Source organism: Salinarimonas ramus, from assembly GCF_014645695.1.
In the GTDB taxonomy this organism is placed as follows: Bacteria; Pseudomonadota; Alphaproteobacteria; order Rhizobiales; family Beijerinckiaceae; genus Salinarimonas; species Salinarimonas ramus.
Map to the genome: position 1 here is coordinate 14,147 of NZ_BMMF01000011.1, position 14,832 is coordinate 28,978.

General features: G+C 70.9%; 15 protein-coding genes and 1 tRNA gene. 14 read left to right on the forward strand and 2 right to left on the reverse strand.

Going from position 1 to position 14,832, the window contains the following annotated elements; translation table 11 throughout:
* Nucleotides 1–75: 75 nt before the first annotated feature.
* The 7 genes from soxB (at nucleotide 76) to IEX89_RS17350 (ending at nucleotide 7,033) form a co-directional block, all read left to right on the forward strand.
* Nucleotides 76–1,764, forward strand: a complete 1,689-nt coding sequence (gene soxB, locus IEX89_RS17320) for a thiosulfohydrolase SoxB (protein ID WP_188914514.1) — start codon at nucleotides 76–78, stop codon at nucleotides 1,762–1,764.
* A 46-nt stretch (nucleotides 1,765–1,810) separates the two neighbouring features.
* Entirely contained in the window at nucleotides 1,811–3,106 is a 1,296-nt protein-coding gene (gene soxC / locus IEX89_RS17325) for a sulfite dehydrogenase (RefSeq protein ID WP_188914515.1), read from the forward strand.
* Nucleotides 3,090–3,851 carry a c-type cytochrome gene (locus tag IEX89_RS17330; RefSeq protein ID WP_188914516.1) on the forward strand — a complete coding sequence of 254 codons (762 nt, stop codon included), beginning with the start codon at nucleotides 3,090–3,092 and terminating at the stop codon, nucleotides 3,849–3,851. Before soxC ends, IEX89_RS17330 begins: the two co-directional genes overlap by 17 nt.
* A complete protein-coding gene (locus IEX89_RS17335) occupies nucleotides 3,851–4,231 on the forward strand; it encodes a c-type cytochrome (protein ID WP_188914517.1) in 381 nt (126 codons plus the stop codon). The genes IEX89_RS17330 and IEX89_RS17335 overlap by 1 nt, the downstream gene beginning before the upstream one ends.
* 80 nt (nucleotides 4,232–4,311) lie before the next feature.
* Nucleotides 4,312–5,598, forward strand: a complete 1,287-nt coding sequence (locus tag IEX89_RS17340) for an NAD(P)/FAD-dependent oxidoreductase (protein WP_188914518.1) — start codon at nucleotides 4,312–4,314, stop codon at nucleotides 5,596–5,598.
* Entirely contained in the window at nucleotides 5,595–6,572 is a 978-nt protein-coding gene (locus IEX89_RS17345) for an MBL fold metallo-hydrolase (protein WP_188914519.1), read from the forward strand. The genes IEX89_RS17340 and IEX89_RS17345 overlap by 4 nt, the downstream gene beginning before the upstream one ends.
* 71 nt (nucleotides 6,573–6,643) lie before the next feature.
* Nucleotides 6,644–7,033, forward strand: coding sequence for a c-type cytochrome (locus IEX89_RS17350; RefSeq protein ID WP_188914520.1), 390 nt, complete (start codon nucleotides 6,644–6,646; stop codon nucleotides 7,031–7,033).
* Nucleotides 7,034–7,147: 114 nt separating this feature from the next.
* Here IEX89_RS17350 and IEX89_RS17355 read toward each other — a convergent pair whose 3' ends face one another.
* Nucleotides 7,148–8,998 (reverse strand): ABC transporter transmembrane domain-containing protein, encoded by a 1,851-nt coding sequence (locus IEX89_RS17355; RefSeq protein WP_188914521.1) that lies wholly within the window; start codon nucleotides 8,996–8,998, stop codon nucleotides 7,148–7,150.
* 158 nt (nucleotides 8,999–9,156) lie between these two features.
* Here IEX89_RS17355 and rpmE point away from each other — a divergent pair, with 158 nt between their 5' ends.
* Both rpmE and IEX89_RS17365 read left to right on the forward strand, forming a co-directional pair.
* Nucleotides 9,157–9,393, forward strand: a complete 237-nt coding sequence (gene rpmE / locus IEX89_RS17360) for a 50S ribosomal protein L31 (protein ID WP_188914522.1) — start codon at nucleotides 9,157–9,159, stop codon at nucleotides 9,391–9,393.
* Between the two features lie 280 nt (nucleotides 9,394–9,673).
* Nucleotides 9,674–9,749: transfer RNA gene (locus IEX89_RS17365), tRNA-Thr, on the forward strand.
* 303 nt (nucleotides 9,750–10,052) lie between these two features.
* On the opposite strand, the gene IEX89_RS17370 is transcribed toward IEX89_RS17365, so the two are convergent.
* Nucleotides 10,053–10,412 carry a DUF1127 domain-containing protein gene (locus IEX89_RS17370; protein WP_188914523.1) on the reverse strand — a complete coding sequence of 120 codons (360 nt, stop codon included), beginning with the start codon at nucleotides 10,410–10,412 and terminating at the stop codon, nucleotides 10,053–10,055.
* A gap of 175 nt (nucleotides 10,413–10,587) precedes the next feature.
* Here IEX89_RS17370 and IEX89_RS17375 point away from each other — a divergent pair, with 175 nt between their 5' ends.
* The 5 genes from IEX89_RS17375 (at nucleotide 10,588) to IEX89_RS17395 (ending at nucleotide 14,805) form a co-directional block, all read left to right on the forward strand.
* Nucleotides 10,588–11,496: a LysR substrate-binding domain-containing protein gene (locus tag IEX89_RS17375; protein ID WP_244645556.1), complete on the forward strand. Its 909-nt coding sequence runs from the start codon at nucleotides 10,588–10,590 to the stop codon at nucleotides 11,494–11,496.
* Nucleotides 11,497–11,818: 322 nt separating this feature from the next.
* Complete coding sequence (locus IEX89_RS17380; protein ID WP_188914524.1) at nucleotides 11,819–12,325, forward strand: type III secretion system chaperone family protein; 507 nt, start codon at nucleotides 11,819–11,821, stop codon at nucleotides 12,323–12,325.
* A 46-nt stretch (nucleotides 12,326–12,371) separates the two neighbouring features.
* Nucleotides 12,372–13,199 (forward strand): pyrroline-5-carboxylate reductase, encoded by an 828-nt coding sequence (proC, locus tag IEX89_RS17385; protein WP_188914525.1) that lies wholly within the window; start codon nucleotides 12,372–12,374, stop codon nucleotides 13,197–13,199.
* Between the two features lie 60 nt (nucleotides 13,200–13,259).
* A complete protein-coding gene (locus IEX89_RS17390; RefSeq protein WP_188914526.1) occupies nucleotides 13,260–13,886 on the forward strand; it encodes a GNAT family N-acetyltransferase in 627 nt (208 codons plus the stop codon).
* Nucleotides 13,887–13,890: 4 nt separating this feature from the next.
* The gene (locus tag IEX89_RS17395) at nucleotides 13,891–14,805 is read left to right on the forward strand and encodes a LysR family transcriptional regulator (protein WP_188914527.1); all 915 of its coding nucleotides are present in this window, start codon (nucleotides 13,891–13,893) and stop codon (nucleotides 14,803–14,805) included.
* The last annotated feature ends 27 nt before the right edge of the window (nucleotides 14,806–14,832 follow it).

Genomic DNA, 14,832 nt, shown 5'->3' on the forward strand with positions numbered 1-14,832 from the left:
TCGCCGCCCGCCGGGACCCCGGCGCGCGAACGGTGACGTGCGCCTCGAGGAAACGCTCCGGCGGAGGTCCTTCCCATGCCCACGAGACGCGACTTCCTGCAGATTGCCGCCGCCACCGCGGCGCTCCTGCCGGCCGCGCACTGGTCGCGCGCCTTCGCGCAGCAGAGCCTGACGCAGGACGGCCTGCTCGCCATGGAGCCGGTGGGGCGCCTGTCGATCCTGCACGTCACGGACATCCACGCCCAGCTCGTGCCGATCCACTTCCGCGAGCCCTCGGTCAATCTCGGGGTGGGGGAGGTGAAGGGGCTCGTGCCGCACGTCACGGGCCGCGCGCTCCTCGACACGTACGACATCGCGCCGGGCTCGGCGATGGCGCACGCGCTGACCCACGAGGATTTCGCGACGCTGGCGCGGGCCTACGGCCGGATGGGCGGGCTCGATCGGGTCGCCACCGTGGTGAACGCCATTCGCGCCGAGCGCGGGGAGGCCAACACGCTCCTCCTCGACGGCGGCGACACCTGGCAGAACTCCTGGACCTCGCTCCAGACCCGGGGCGAGGACATGGTCGAGTGCATGGCGCTGCTCGCGCCCGACGCCATGGTCGGCCACTGGGAGTTCACGCTCGGCGAGGAGCGGGTGAACGAGCTCGTCTCCCGGCTCGGCTTCCCGTTCCTCGCCGGCAACATCCGCGACACCGATTGGGACGAGCCCGTCTTCGACGCCATGACCATGGTCGAGCGCGCGGGCGTGCAGGTCGCGGTGATCGGCCAGGCCTTCCCCTACACGCCCATCGCCAACCCGCGCTGGATGATGCCCTCCTGGTCCTTCGGCATCCGGGAGGAGGAGGTGGCGGCCAACGTCGAGGCGGCGCGCGCCCAGGGTGCCGACGTGGTCGTCCTCCTGTCGCACAACGGCTTCGACGTCGATCGCAAGCTCGCCTCGCGCGTGCCCGGCATCGACGTCGTGCTCACCGCGCACACTCACGACGCGCTGCCCGAGCCGGTGGTGGTCGGCAAGACGCTGGTGATCGCCTCGGGCTCGCACGGCAAGTTCGTCTCGCGCCTCGACCTCGACGTCTCCGGCGGGGAGGTGCGGGATTTCGGCTACCGGCTCATCCCCGTCTTCTCCGACGTGATCGCGCCCGATCCCACGATGGCGGCGAAGATCGCGGAGATCCGCGCGCCCCACGAGGCGACGCTCGCCGAGGTGCTCGGCCGCACGGAGGGGCTGCTCTATCGGCGCGGCAATTTCAACGGCACCCTCGACGACGTGATCTGCGAGGCGATGCTCGAGCAGCGCGACGCCGAGATCGCGCTCTCGCCGGGCTTCCGCTGGGGTGCCTCGATCCTGCCCGGCGCCGAGATCACGATGGAGGACGTCACCAACGCCACCGCCATGACCTATCCCGCGACCTATCGCACGACGATGACGGGCGCGCGGCTCAAGGAGGTGCTGGAGGACGTCGCCGACAACCTCTTCAACCCCGATCCCTACTACCAGCAGGGCGGCGACATGGTGCGCGTCGGCGGGGTCTCCTATGCGATCGACGTCTCCGCGCCCATGGGCTCGCGCATCTCCGCGCTCACCTCGTTGCGCACCGGCGAGCCGCTCGAGGCCGAGCGGGAATACACGATCGCCGGCTGGGCGAGCGTGAACGAGGGCACCGAGGGCCCGCCGATTTGGGACGTCGTCGCCGCGCACATCCGCGCGCGGGGCACCATCGCGCCGCAGGAGACCGAGACGGTGCGGGTGACCGGCGCCTGAGCGGGCGGAAACGACACCAACGAAGAAGACCGAGGGAACGAGAGCGATGTCCAAGGACGAAGCCGAGACGGGAGCACGGGAGGGCGCCTCGCGCCGGGGCTTCCTGCGCGCGGGCCTCGCGGCCGGCGGCGCGGCGCTGCTGGGCGGCAAGGCGGTGGCGCAGACGGCGGCGGGCGATCCCGCGAACCTCCCGCCCAACGTCGCCGACTGGTCGCGCTATCTCGGCGAGGGCGTCGCCGTGCGCGCCTACGGCCGGCCCTCCGAGCACGAGAGCCACGTGATCCGCCGCGACGTCGAATGGCTCACCGCCTCGCGCGAGAGTTCCGTGAGCTTCACGCCGCTGCACGAGCTCGACGGGCCGATCACGCCCAACGGCCTGTGCTTCGAGCGCCATCACGGCGGAATCGCGGAGCTGAACCCGCAGGATTATCGCCTCGTCCTGCACGGGCTCGTGGACCGCGAGCTCGTCTTCACCCTCGACGACATCAAGCGCATGCCACGGGTGAACCGCGCGCATTTCGCCGAATGCGCGGCGAATTCCGGCATGGAATGGCGCGGCGCGCAGCTCAACGGCTGCCAGTTCACCCACGGGATGATCCATTGCGTGATGTATACCGGCGTGCCGCTGCGGGTGCTGCTGGCGGAGGCGGGCGTCAAGCCGACGGCGAAATGGCTGCTGCTGGAAGGCGCCGACGCGTCGGGAATGACGCGCTCGCTCCCCATGGAGAAGGCGCTCGACGATTGCCTCGTCGCCTACCGCATGAACGGCGAGATGCTGCGCCCCGAGAACGGCTATCCCGTGCGCATGGTCGTTCCCGGCTGGGAGGCGAACATGTGGGTGAAGTGGCTGCGCCGCATCGAGGTGGGCGACGAGCCCTGGTACCACCGCGAGGAGACGTCGAAATATACCGACCTCCTCGAGAACGGCACGGCACGCAAGTTCACCTTCGTCATGGACGCCAAGTCCGTGATCACGAGCCCGAGCCCGCAGGCGCCGATCAACCACGGCCGCGGCTTCACGGTGATCTCCGGCCTCGCCTGGTCCGGGCGCGGTGCGATCTCGGGCGTCGACGTCTCGCTGGACGGCGGGCGCAACTGGCGTCCGGCGCGGCTCGACGGTCCGGTCTGGGGCAAGGCGCTCACGCGCTTCTACTACGAGCTCGACTGGGACGGCTCGCCGCTCCTGCTGCAATCGCGTGCGCGCGACGAGACCGGCTACGTCCAGCCGACGAAGAACGAGCTGCGCGCCGTGCGCGGGCTCAATTCGATCTACCACAACAACGGTATCCAGACCTGGCACGTGACGGCCGCAGGGGAGGTCGAGAATGTCGAAGTCTCGTGAGGCGCCCGCATCCGCGCGCCCGCTCATTCTCGCGGCGCTCGCCGCCGGCGCGATCGTCGCCGCCGGCGCTCTGCTGCCGACGTCCGGCCGGGCGACGGAAGCGACCGGCGCGATCCGGACCGCCGCGACGACGGACGGCGCCCATCCCGATCTGCCGACCGGGCTCGGCCTCGGGCGCGCGGCCGCGCCAGAGGAGATCGCCGGCTGGGACATCGACGTGCGCCCCGACGGGATCGGCCTGCCCGAAGGGCGCGGCAGCGTGCTCGAGGGCGAGGAGATCTACGTGATGCAATGCGCCGTGTGCCACGGCGATTTCGGCGAGAGCGCCGGGCGCTGGCCCATGCTGGCGGGCGGCTCGGGCACGCTCGACAGCCACGACCCGGTGAAGACCGTAGGATCGTACTGGCCCTACGCCTCCACGTTGATCGATTACATCTACCGCGCGATGCCCTACGGCAACGCGCAGTCGCTCTCGGCAAACGAGCTCTACGCCGTCTCCGCCTACGTCCTCTACCTCAACGACGTGATCCTCGATGAGGATTTCGAGTTGAGTCACGAGAATTATGCGGATATCAGATTGGAGAACGAGGCGAACTTCTTTCCCGACGATCGCGAGGCCGCGGAAGCGCATTTCTGGAGGGAGCCCTGCATGGAGAGCTGCCTGCCCGGCACAGCCGAGATCACTATGCGCGCCCGCGCGCTCGACGTCACCCCCGAGCCCGGCCAGGGACCGACCGTGGATTGATGCGCGAGATCTCCCCCGTCTCCCCGCTCCGTCGTCGACACGCACCGGTCGCGGCCCTCGCCGCGGCCGCACTCGTCGTGTCCTTCTTCCCGGCCTCGCCCGCCGCGGCGGACAGCCTCGTCGGCGATCCCGAATACGGCGCCTTCCTCGCCGGCGAGTGCGTCACCTGCCATCAGGAGAGCGGCGATTTCGACGGCATCCCGCCGATCGTCGGCTGGCCCGTGGAGAGCTTCGTCCTGGTGATGCGCCAGTACCAGGACGGCACGCGCGAGAACCCCGTCATGCGCACCATCGCCGGGCGGTACTCGGACGAGGAGCTCGCGGCCCTCGCCGCATATTTCGCCACGCTCGGCCCTGGCGCGATCGAAAACACACGTTAATATGCACAATGCGTGTCAAACACGCAGATTTCTGTGAATTTGGCGCGCCGCCGAGGCGGGCCGCGATGGGAGGATCGGTCATGTCGTTCACGCGTCGTCACGTCATCAAGGCCGGTGCGGTCGCCGCCGCGGCCGGGCTGCTGCCCGCCGGCTTCGTCGGCCCCGCGATCGCGCAGGGCGCGCGCCCCCGCCTCGTCGTCATCGGCGGCGGGCCGGGCGGGGCGACGCTCGCGAAATACGTCGCGCGCGATTCGCAGGGCGCGGTGGACGTCACCCTGGTGGAGCCCAAGGAGCGCTTCGCCACCTGCTTCCACTCGAACCTCTATCTCGGCGACTTCAAGGGCTTCGACGAGATCGAGCACGGCTACGAGCAGCTGACCGAGGGCTACGGCATCAAGCACGTGCGCCAGACGGCGCAGGCCATCGACCGCGAGGCGAAGAGCGTGCGCCTGGGCGACGGCTCGGACATCGCCTACGATCACCTCGTCGTCGCGCCGGGCATCGACCTGATCTACGATTCGGTTGAGGGCTATTCCGAGGACGTGGCCGAGCGGCTGCCCCACGCCTGGCAGGCGGGCCCGCAGACGCAGCTCCTCAAGGCGCAGCTCGATGCGCTGGAGGACGGCGCGCAGATCGTCATGATCGCCCCGCCCAACCCCTATCGCTGCCCGCCCGGCCCCTACGAGCGCGTCTCCATGATGGCGCACGTGCTCAAGGCGAAGGGGCACACCCGCTCGCGCATCCTGATCCTCGACCAGAAGGACCGCTTCTCGAAGCAGGCCCTGTTCATGCAGGGCTGGCAGCGGCACTATACCGGCATGGTCGAGTGGCAGGATCCGAGCATCCACGGCGGCATCGGTGCGGTGGACGCCGCGTCCATGAGCGTGGAGACCGGCTTCGGGCCCTACGAGGCGGATCTCATCAACGTCATCCCGGCGCAGCGTGCCGGCGCCATCGCCGTCTCGGCTGGGCTGACGAACGAGACCGGCTATTGCCCCATCCTGCCCGAGAGCATGCGCTCGGCCATCGACGAGAACGTCACGGTGCTGGGCGACGCCTCCATCGCCGGCGACATGCCGAAATCCGGCTTCTCCGCCAATTCGCAGGCCAAGGTCGCCGCCAACGCCATCCGCGCGGCGCTGACGGGCTCGCGCCAGTTCCCGGCGCGCTACGCCAACACCTGCTGGAGCCTCATCGCCACCGACGACGCCGTGAAGGTCGGCGGCAGCTACGCCCCGGCGGACGGCAAGATCACGGCGACCGAGACCTTCGTCTCCCAGCTCGAGGAGGACGAGGCGCTGCGCCGGCAGACGCAGGAGGAGAACATCGGCTGGTACGAGGGCATCGTCGCGGACATCTTCGCATGAGCCGCCGTGACGCGAGCCCGGAGCCGGCCGCCGGCGGGGTCACCCGCCGGCGCATCCTCGCGGTGGCGCCGCTCGCGGGCGCGGCGCTCGCGCTCGGCGCGCCGCCCTCGATCCGTCTCGCCCGCGCCCGCGCGAGCGAGACGCTGAGCATCGGCGACATCCGGGTGCGCGTCGTCTCGGACGGGACGGTGGCGCTGCCCGTCTCCTTCACCCTGCCCCAGACAGGTGCCGCCGATCTCGACGCGCTGTTTCGCGAGAACGGCGAGGAGCCGCCGCGGGAATTCGTGAACCAGACCAACGTGGTGCTCATCGAGAGCGGAGATCGCCGCATCCTCGTCGACACGGGTTCCGGCCCGACCTTCCAGGCGACCGCCGGACGGCTCACCGACGCGCTCCTCGAGATCGACGTCGCGCCCGAGGACGTCACCGACGTCGTCTTCACCCATGGCCACGCGGATCATCTCTGGGGCGCGGTGGACGATTTCGAGGAAGGCCCGCGCTTCCCGAACGCCCGCCACGTCATGGGCGCCACCGAGCACGCCTACTGGACCGATCCCGCGACGCCGGAGACGGCGCCCGATTGGTTGAAGGGGCTGGCGCTGGGTGCGGCACGCGTCATCGGCACGCTCGGCGACGTGCTCGAGACCGCGGGCGAGGACGAAGAGATCGCGCCGGGGCTGCGTTACGTCCCGACCCCGGGCCACACGCCGGGGCACATGTCCGTGCTGGTCTCGAGCGGCGCCGACCAGCTGATGATCGGGGGCGACGCGCTGACGAACGCGCTCGTCTCGTTCCAGAAGCCGGATTGGCCGCTGGGCACGGACCTCGACCGGGAGCTGGCGATCGCGACGCGCCTCTCCCTCCTCGACCGGCTCGCCACCGACCGGATCGGCCTCGTCGGCTTCCACCTGCCGTTCCCGGGGTTCGGATTCGCCGAAAGGCGTAACGACGCGTTCATCTGGGTTTCAGGATGAAGCGCGCTATAACGGTCTAGCTGGAAAGGCTCCAAGCTCGACCAACACGCCGCAAGAGAGGAACTATGCCCATGCGTACGATCGCCCTCGCCGCCGCCTCGCTCGTCATGGCCGGCGGCATCGGCGCCGCCCAGGCCCAGGACGCCACCGCGGGTCAGCGCGTCTTCAACCAGTGCCGCGCCTGCCACCAGATCGGCGAGAACGCCCGCAACCTGGTGGGCCCGCAGCTCAACGGCCTCTTCGGCCGCGAGGCGGGTTCGGTGGAAGGCTACAACTATTCGCAAGCCTATCAGGCTCTCGAGAAGACCTGGGACCACGAGAACTTCGCCGTCTACATCAGGGATCCGCGCGGCGTGACGCCCGGCACGAAGATGGTCTATGCCGGCCTGCGCAACGACCAGCAGATCGCCGACCTGATCGCCTATCTCGATCAGTTCAACGCCGACGGCACCATGAAGTGAGCCGATCCGGCGCCCTGGGCGCCGCGTTGGTGGACCTGCACGAAGGCGGCGGACCCCGGGTCCGCCGCCTTCGTCGTTCCGGGAGGACCGAACGGCGCGGCAAGCGCCCGCGCGCTATTCCGCGGCCTGCGAGCGCGCGCCCTCGGCGTCGGTGAACTGCAGCCGTGCGAGGCGCGCGTAGAGCCCGCCCTTGGCGACGAGGCCGTCGTGGTCGCCCTCCTCGACGATGCGTCCGTTCTCCATGACGAGGATGCGGTCGGCGGAGCGCACGGTGGCGAGGCGGTGGGCGATGACGAGGGTGGTGCGCCCCTCCATCAGCCGGTCGAGCGCTTCCTGCACCGCATGCTCGCTCTCCGCGTCGAGGGCGCTCGTCGCCTCGTCGAGCAGCAGGATCGGCGCGTCCTTGAGGATCGCGCGGGCGATGGCGATGCGCTGGCGCTGGCCGCCCGACAATGTCACGCCGCGCTCGCCGACGAGGGTGGCGTAGCCCTCCGGCAGCGTGCGGATGAAGGCGTCCGCGCTGGCCAGCTCGGCGGCGCGGCGCACCTCCTCCTCGCCGGCGTCGGGACGGCCGTAGCGGATGTTGTCGAGGACGCTGACGCCGAAGATCGTCGGCTCCTGCGGCACGAGGGCGAGGCGGCGGCGCAGCGCCACGGGATCGGCCTCCGGCACGGGCACGCCGTCGACGATCACGCGCCCCGCCTCCGGATCGTAGAAGCGCAGGATCAGCTGCAGCACGGTGGACTTGCCGGACCCGGAGGGGCCGACGAGGGCGACGCGCTCCCCCGGCCGCACGGCGAACGAGACGCCTTCCAGCGCTGGCGCCTCGAGCCGCGTCGGATAGTGGAAGCGCACGTCCTCGAAGGCGAGGGAGCCCGTCGCGGGCTCCGGCAGCGCCCGCGGGTTCTCCGGCGCCTTGACGGCAGGCATGGCCTCGAGGATCTCGCCGAGGCGCTCGGCGGAGCCCGCGGCCTGGGCGAGCTCGCCGTAGACCTCCGAGAGCTGCCCCATGGCCGAGGCCGCGAAGACCGCGTAGAGCACGAACTGGCCGAGCGTCCCGCCGGTCATCGTGCCCGCGAGCACGGATTGCGCGCCGTACCAGAGCACGCCCACCACGCTCGCCGAGACGAGGAAGATCGCCGCCCCCGTCAGGATCGCGCGCGCGCGCACCGAGATACGGGCGGCGTCGTAGGCCTGCTCTGCGGCATCGGCGAAGCGCGCGGCGGTGGCGCGCTCCATGCCGAAGGCCTGCATGGTGCGCACGGCTCCCACCGCTTCCGCGGCGAAGGCGGAGGCGTCGGCGAGCTTGTCCTGCGCGACGCGCGAGCGGCGGCGCACGCGCCGGCCCGAGACGATGATGGGCACCACGATGAGAGGCAGCGCCACGAGGACCAGCGCCGAGAGCTTGGGGCTCGTCCAGATCATGAGCGCGATCGCGCCCACGAGCAGGACGACGTTGCGCAGCGCGATCGAGATCGAGGCGCCGAAGGCGGCCTTCACCTGCGTCGTGTCGGCGGTGAGCCGCGAGACCAGCTCGCCCGCCCGGCTCGCGTCGAAGAAGGCGGGGTCGAGCATGGTGAGCCGCTCGAAGACCGCGCCGCGCACGTCCGCGACGACCCGCTCGCCGAGCGTGATGACGAAATAGTAGCGCAGCGCCGATCCGGCGGCGAGGAAGAGCACGACCACGATCAGCATCGCGAAATAGGCGCTGATCAGGTCGCCCTGCGCGTCGGAGAAGCCGTGGTCGATGACGCGCCGCACGGCGAGCGGGACGGCGAGCGTCGCGATCGAGGCGACGACGAGGGCCGCCAGCGCCGCCGCGATGCGGCCCTTGTAGCGCATGGCGAAGCCGACGAGGGGCCTCAGCGCGCCGAGATTGGCGCGCCCGCGCGACCCGCTCTCGCCCTCGGCTAGCGTCCGCCCGTTCTCGTGCGCCTTCCGGTCCGCGTTCTTCCGGTCCGTCATGCCGTCCCCGTCATCGTTTCGCCGCGACGCGCCGCCTCGCTTGAACTCGTCTCGCCCCTGGGGTATAGCGCCGCGACCCCAGTCACAGGCTCGACATAACGTCGCAAGCCGTCGTCGTCACGCGGGACGCGCTAGCGACGGCGCGAGGAGTTCAATCTATGCCCAAGGCCGCCACCAACCATCCGGATTATCACTTCATCACCGTCCAGATGACGGACGGGACGACGTACCAGACGCGCTCGACCTACGGCAAGGAGGGCGACACCCTCCCGCTCGACATCGACCCCAAGACGCATCCGGCCTGGACCGGTGCCTCGCAGGCGCTGCTCGATCGCGGCGGCCGCGTGTCGCGCTTCAACAACCGCTTCGCCGGGATGAATTTCGGCCGCAAGTGAGCGCTCGAAGCCGAGCGCTCGAGCCGATCGCTCGAAGCGAGCGCGCGGGCCTCGTCGGCCCGGCTGCCTCCTTCGGGCTCGCGCCCGTGCAGATCGCTTCGCACGCGGCTCCAGTCTCGCGTGCGCGCCCCGGCCGCCCCGCGGCCGGGGTTTTTCGCGCTTTCGTGGTCCGCCGCTCCGTGGCCGGGCGTTTCGCTTCGGGCGCCGCCCGCGTGCTTGCGCCCGATGCCCCCTGCTGCTACCCGTTCCCCGTCCCGGCGCGCCCCGCCCGCCGGGCGACGCCGGCTTAGCTCAGCTGGTAGAGCAACCGCCTTGTAAGCGGTAGGTCGTCGGTTCGAGTCCGACAGCCGGCACCATGTTTTTCAAGGGCTTAGCCATTGTGCAGGGTCCTCGTTTAGACTGCCTTGGCGGGCGCGTTTAGACTTTCCGTTCGGGAGGCGTTCGCGCGGAGCATCGCGCGGCTGCAGGAACGTGCTTCGATAGCGCCCGTGCAGCGCGCATCCGTCAGTCTGCGCCGGTCACCTGGTGGACGTGCTCGAGACCGCAGCCTGAAACCTGCGCACCCCGCTCGTCACGACCAAGAACGCCCCCGAGGTCATCCTCGGGGGCGTTCGCGTCTTCGTCGTCATGCGTCGGGTGCGCTCACCCGGGATCGTCGGTCACGCCGCCTGGCGCGTGGCCTCGACCCTGGCTCGTTGCGCCGCCTCGGGATCGTCGCGGCCGCCGCTCACCACCGTGAGCGTGGGCTGCCGCGTGTGCTTGCGCTCCAGGCGTCGAAGCGCGAGGCGGTGCGAAGGGTCCACCCGATAGGGCTCCGCGAGGGCGCAGTGCACGTCCGAGCGCGTCACCCCGATGTCCTCGAGGAGCCGATCGTCGAGATCGGAGAGCCGCATCACGGCGCGGCGGTTGACCATGGCCTTCCAGATCGCGCCGAACGTCGCCGCGAGCGAGACGATGAGGAAGCGGGCGAGGATCTCGCCCTTCGACGAAGAGGTCGGGGGGAGGATCTTGCCGGTCATGGTCGGCTCTCCTTTCGAGAGATGGGCGCCCGGGAGCGGACGCGAACGAAAACGGGCGGGCGCCGCGTGGCGGGCCCGGCAGTCCAGGATCTCTGGGAAGGCTGCCCCGGTCTTATGCCAGCCGACGGCTGATGACGGAAACGAATGTTCCTGATAGGAATGATAAGCAGCCTTCATGAGCCGGGATGCGATCGCCATGCACATGATCGACATCGAGCAATTGCGGACCTTCGTGGCCATCGCCGATCATCGCTCCTTCACCCGCGCCGGGGAGGTCGTGCACAAGACGCAATCGGCCGTCTCCATGCAGATGAAGCGCCTGGAGGAGCGCGTCGGACGCCCGCTCTTCGCCCGTGACGGGCGCGGCGTGCGCCTCACCGAGGACGGGGAGCGGCTGCTCGGCTATGCGAGGCGCATCCTGCGGCTCAATTCCGAATGCCTGGCCTCCTTCGAGGAGGCGGCCCTCACCGGGCGCGTCCGGCTCGGCGTGCCCGACGATTACGCCGAGCGCTACCTGCCGGAGATCCTCGCGCGGTTCTCGCAGACGCATCCGCAGGCGGAGGTGACCGTGGTGTGCGAGCCATCGCCGATGCTGATGGATCGCCTCCGTGGCGAGGATCTCGACCTCGCCATCGTCACCCACGTGGCGAGCCGCGGCTATCCCGCCGAGGTGGTGCGCATCGAGCGGCTGCTCTGGGTCGCCTCGGCGCGCCACACGGTCCACGAGGAGACGCCGCTGCCGCTGGCGCTCGGGCGCCCCACCTGCGACTGGCGCCAGGACGCCACCGCCAAGCTCGAGGCGATGGGGCGCGCCTTCCGCATTCTCTACGCGAGCTGGAACTCGAGCGCGGTGGGCGCCGCCGTGCAGGCCGGGCTCGCCGTCTCCGTCCTGCCCGAGAGCGCGGTGCGCTCCGGGATGCGCGTGCTCGGACCCTCCGACGGCTTCCCGGCGCTCGCCACCTGCAAGATCGCGATCCTGCGCAACCGCTCCGCGGCCACGCCGCTGTCGGCCGCGCTCGCCGAGGAGATCCGGCTGAGCCTCGACAATCTGGGCTCCTACACCGCGGGCGAGGCGGCGGAATAGGTCGTCGCCGGAGCCCGCGAGGGTGGCGCGTCCCCGAGTCGAACGGTCGCAGGAACCACGCCGCTTCCATGTGGACAAGACGCCGCGGCGCGCTTGTCGCGACGCCTCGAATCTTCGACGGTCGAACCACTTTGCAAGACGGGAGTCGGGCGGGCTAAAGTCGAAAGCGAGGTGATTCGCGCCTCTCGTCCCGGAAAGATCCGGGCCGGGATGCGATTCATCCGCCGATCGCGGTCCGGGGCAGCGTATTCGCCCGCCGTCCCTCGTCTAAATCGACGTGGTTCGACCCTCTCTCGCGTCTCGCGACGCCAATCGGAACGCTATGACCGACCTCCTCCTCCTCCCCGACGACGATCGCACCGAGCACCCCCTCGACGTGGTGGAGCGCGTGGCCGCCATGTGCGACTGGGTCTTCGACCGGGCCGAGACGGACGAGATGTCGGTCTCCGTGCGCGGCGCGCACGCGGACTACCAGATCGCCTTCACCTGGATCGAGGACGTCGAGGCGCTCCACGTCGCCTGCGCCTTCGACCTTCGGGTGCCCGAGCGCCGCCGCGGGGAGATCCTGCAGCTCGTCTCCATGATCAACGAGCAGCTCTGGGTCGGGCATTTCGACCTGTGGTCGAACGAGGGCGTGGTGATGTTCCGCCATGCGCTGCTCCTCACCGGCGGCGCCGAGCCGCGCAAGGGCCAGTGCGAGATGCTGATGCAGGCCGCCGTCGAGGCCTGCGAGCGGCACTATCAGGCCTTCCAGTTCATCATCTGGGCCGGCAAGTCGGCGCGCGAGGCGCTCGACAGCGTGCTCTTCGAGACGGAAGGTGAGGCCTGATCGGGCGAGCCCTCGCCCGATCGAGCCCGCGCCGGAGCCCGAGACCATGACCGACACGCGACTTCCCCGCAGCCTCGCCCTCGTGGGCGCGGGCAAGATGGGCGGCGCCATGCTCGAGGGCTGGCTCGCCGCGGGCCTTCCTGGCGCGGCGGTCTCGATCCACGATCCGCAGCCCTCCGAGGCGATGGCGCGCCTGTGCGCCGAGAAGGGCGTCGCGGTGAACCCGCAGCCCGGCGCCGCCGGCTCGGCGGAGGTGCTGGTTCTCGCCATCAAGCCGCAGATGCTCGATGCCGCCGCGCCGGCGCTGCAGCCGCTCGTCTCGGGTGAGACGCTCGTCGTCTCGGTGCTCGCCGGCAAGACGGTGGCGAACCTCGAGGCGGCGCTCCCCGCCGCGCGCGCCATCGTGCGCGCCATGCCCAACCTCCCGGCCTCCATCGGCGCCGGCGCGACGGGCGCCTACGCCAATGCGGGCACGAGCGCAGAGCAGCGCGAGATCGCCGACACGCTTCTTCGCGCGTCGGGCCTCGTCGAATGGGTCGAGGACGAGGCGCTGATCGACGCCGTCACCGGCGTCTCGGGCTCGGGCCCGGCCTACGTCTTCGCGCTGGTCGAGGCGCTGGCGCAGGCGGGCGTCGCCGCGGGGCTGGCCGAGGATCTCGCCATGCGCCTCGCGCGCCAGACGGTTGTCGGCGCCGGCGCGCTCCTCGCCCAGAGCGATCTACCCGCCGCGACGCTGCGGGCCAACGTCACCTCGCCCGGCGGCACCACGGCGGCGGGCCTCGCCGTGCTCCAGCGCGCCGAGAACGGTCTCCCGGACCTCGTCCGCGAGACGGTCGCCGCCGCCAAGCGGCGCGCGGGGGAATTGTCGGGCTGAGATGCGCCGCGCGGTGCGCTCTGCTAGGACGGCTGTCGTCATCCCCCGCGGAGCTTTCCCATGCACGCGCCCGACGCGCCCGGTCATCTCATCTGCCGTATCGACGGTTACACGGACCTGCCGCCCGGCAAGCTCGCGAACCTCGTCACCTACCTGGAGATGACCCGCCCCCCGCCGCCCGGTGCGGCGGCGCGGCCGGACCTCGCGCTCGTCCCCACCGACACGGATCTCGACGCCTATCGCGCGCTCTACCGGCGCATCGGCGAGCGCTGGCTGTGGATGGGCCGGCTCGTCCTCTCGGACGCCACGCTCGCGCGCACGCTCGCCGACGAGCGGCTCGTCTCGCGCACGCTGATCCGCGAGGGCGAGGCGATCGGGCTCGCGGAAATCCTGTTCGCGAGCCCCGAGGAGGCCGAGCTGTGCTATTTCGGGCTCGTGCCGGAGGCGATCGGCGGCGGGGCGGGGCGCTGGCTGATGGAGGCGATCCTCGCCCAGGCCTTCGCGCGCCCGATCCGCCGCCTCGTCGTCCATACCTGCACCTTCGACCACCCGGGTGCGGTGGGCTTCTACGTGCGCTCCGGCTTCCGGCCCTACAAGCGCGCCGTCGAGATCCACGACGACCCGCGCCTGTCGGGCGTCCTGCCCCGAGAGGCGGGGGCGGACGTCTGGCCGGTGATCGAGCCCTGATCCCATGTTCGACATCCGCGACGCCGAGGTGGTGCGAGAGGTGGTGCGCTGCGGGGGCTTTCGCGCGGCGGCGACGCGGCTCAACCTGACGCAATCGGCGATCTCCGCGCGGGTCTCCGCGCTGGAGGAGCGGCTCTCCATCACGATCTTCGACCGCAAGCGCCGCGGCGCGCGGCTGACGCCGCAGGGGAGGGCCTTCCTGGAGCAGGCGGGGCGGCTCGTCACCCTCCGCGACGCCATCGCCGAGAGCTTCGCCCCCGACGCCGGCTTCGTCGGCACGCTGCGCATCGGCGTCGCGGAGACGATCGTCCACACCTGGCTCGCGGGCATGCTCACCCGCGTCCGGGATGCGCTGCCGCGCATCCGCATCGAGCTCTCGGTCGAGACCTCGCCGATCCTGGCGCGCCAGCTCGGCGAGGACGCGATCGACGTCGCCGTCCTGATGGAGCCCCTCGCTCCCGAGGGCGCCGTCGCGACGCCGCTCTACACCTGCCGGCTCGACTGGTTCGCCGCCCCCGCGCTCGCGCTGCCGGCGGAGCCCCTCGACACGTCGGCTCTCGCCGCGCAGCCCATCGTCACCTTCGCGCGCGGCACGATCCCCTATGCCGAGCTCGAGCGGCGCCTGCCGGGCGATGGCCTCGCGCCGCCGCTGCTCCACGCCTGCGCCTCCCTGTCGACGACGCTCCACCTCGCCCGCGACGGCTTCGGCATCGGCCTCCTGCCGGCACCCATGGCCGCCGCCGATCTCGCGCGGGGCACGCTGCGGCGGGTCGAGACCACGGGCGAGGCGCGGATGTCGGACCTCGCCTTCGCCTTCGCCCACATGCCGCGCCGCAGCGAGAGCGTCATGCAGGCGCTCCTCGCCGCGGCGCGAGCGGCCATCGCCGACTTCGTGCATGATCGTTCTGAGAGATCATGATGATCAATATTTGATCGATTGACCCGA

Bases quoted from the DNA above. Each gene is read 5' to 3' on its own strand.
- soxB (WP_188914514.1), top strand. From the start codon at position 76: ATGCCCACGAGACGCGACTTCCTGCAGATTGCCGCCGCCACCGCGGCG.
- soxC (WP_188914515.1), top strand. From the start codon at position 1,811: ATGTCCAAGGACGAAGCCGAGACGGGAGCACGGGAGGGCGCCTCGCGC.
- IEX89_RS17330 (WP_188914516.1), top strand. From the start codon at position 3,090: ATGTCGAAGTCTCGTGAGGCGCCCGCATCCGCGCGCCCGCTCATTCTC.
- IEX89_RS17335 (WP_188914517.1), top strand. From the start codon at position 3,851: ATGCGCGAGATCTCCCCCGTCTCCCCGCTCCGTCGTCGACACGCACCG.
- IEX89_RS17340 (WP_188914518.1), top strand. From the start codon at position 4,312: ATGTCGTTCACGCGTCGTCACGTCATCAAGGCCGGTGCGGTCGCCGCC.
- IEX89_RS17345 (WP_188914519.1), top strand. From the start codon at position 5,595: ATGAGCCGCCGTGACGCGAGCCCGGAGCCGGCCGCCGGCGGGGTCACC.
- IEX89_RS17350 (WP_188914520.1), top strand. From the start codon at position 6,644: ATGCGTACGATCGCCCTCGCCGCCGCCTCGCTCGTCATGGCCGGCGGC.
- IEX89_RS17355 (WP_188914521.1), bottom strand. From the start codon at position 8,998: ATGACGGACCGGAAGAACGCGGACCGGAAGGCGCACGAGAACGGGCGG.
- rpmE (WP_188914522.1), top strand. From the start codon at position 9,157: ATGCCCAAGGCCGCCACCAACCATCCGGATTATCACTTCATCACCGTC.
- IEX89_RS17370 (WP_188914523.1), bottom strand. From the start codon at position 10,412: ATGACCGGCAAGATCCTCCCCCCGACCTCTTCGTCGAAGGGCGAGATC.
- IEX89_RS17375 (WP_244645556.1), top strand. From the start codon at position 10,588: ATGAGCCGGGATGCGATCGCCATGCACATGATCGACATCGAGCAATTG.
- IEX89_RS17380 (WP_188914524.1), top strand. From the start codon at position 11,819: ATGACCGACCTCCTCCTCCTCCCCGACGACGATCGCACCGAGCACCCC.
- proC (WP_188914525.1), top strand. From the start codon at position 12,372: ATGACCGACACGCGACTTCCCCGCAGCCTCGCCCTCGTGGGCGCGGGC.
- IEX89_RS17390 (WP_188914526.1), top strand. From the start codon at position 13,260: ATGCACGCGCCCGACGCGCCCGGTCATCTCATCTGCCGTATCGACGGT.
- IEX89_RS17395 (WP_188914527.1), top strand. From the start codon at position 13,891: ATGTTCGACATCCGCGACGCCGAGGTGGTGCGAGAGGTGGTGCGCTGC.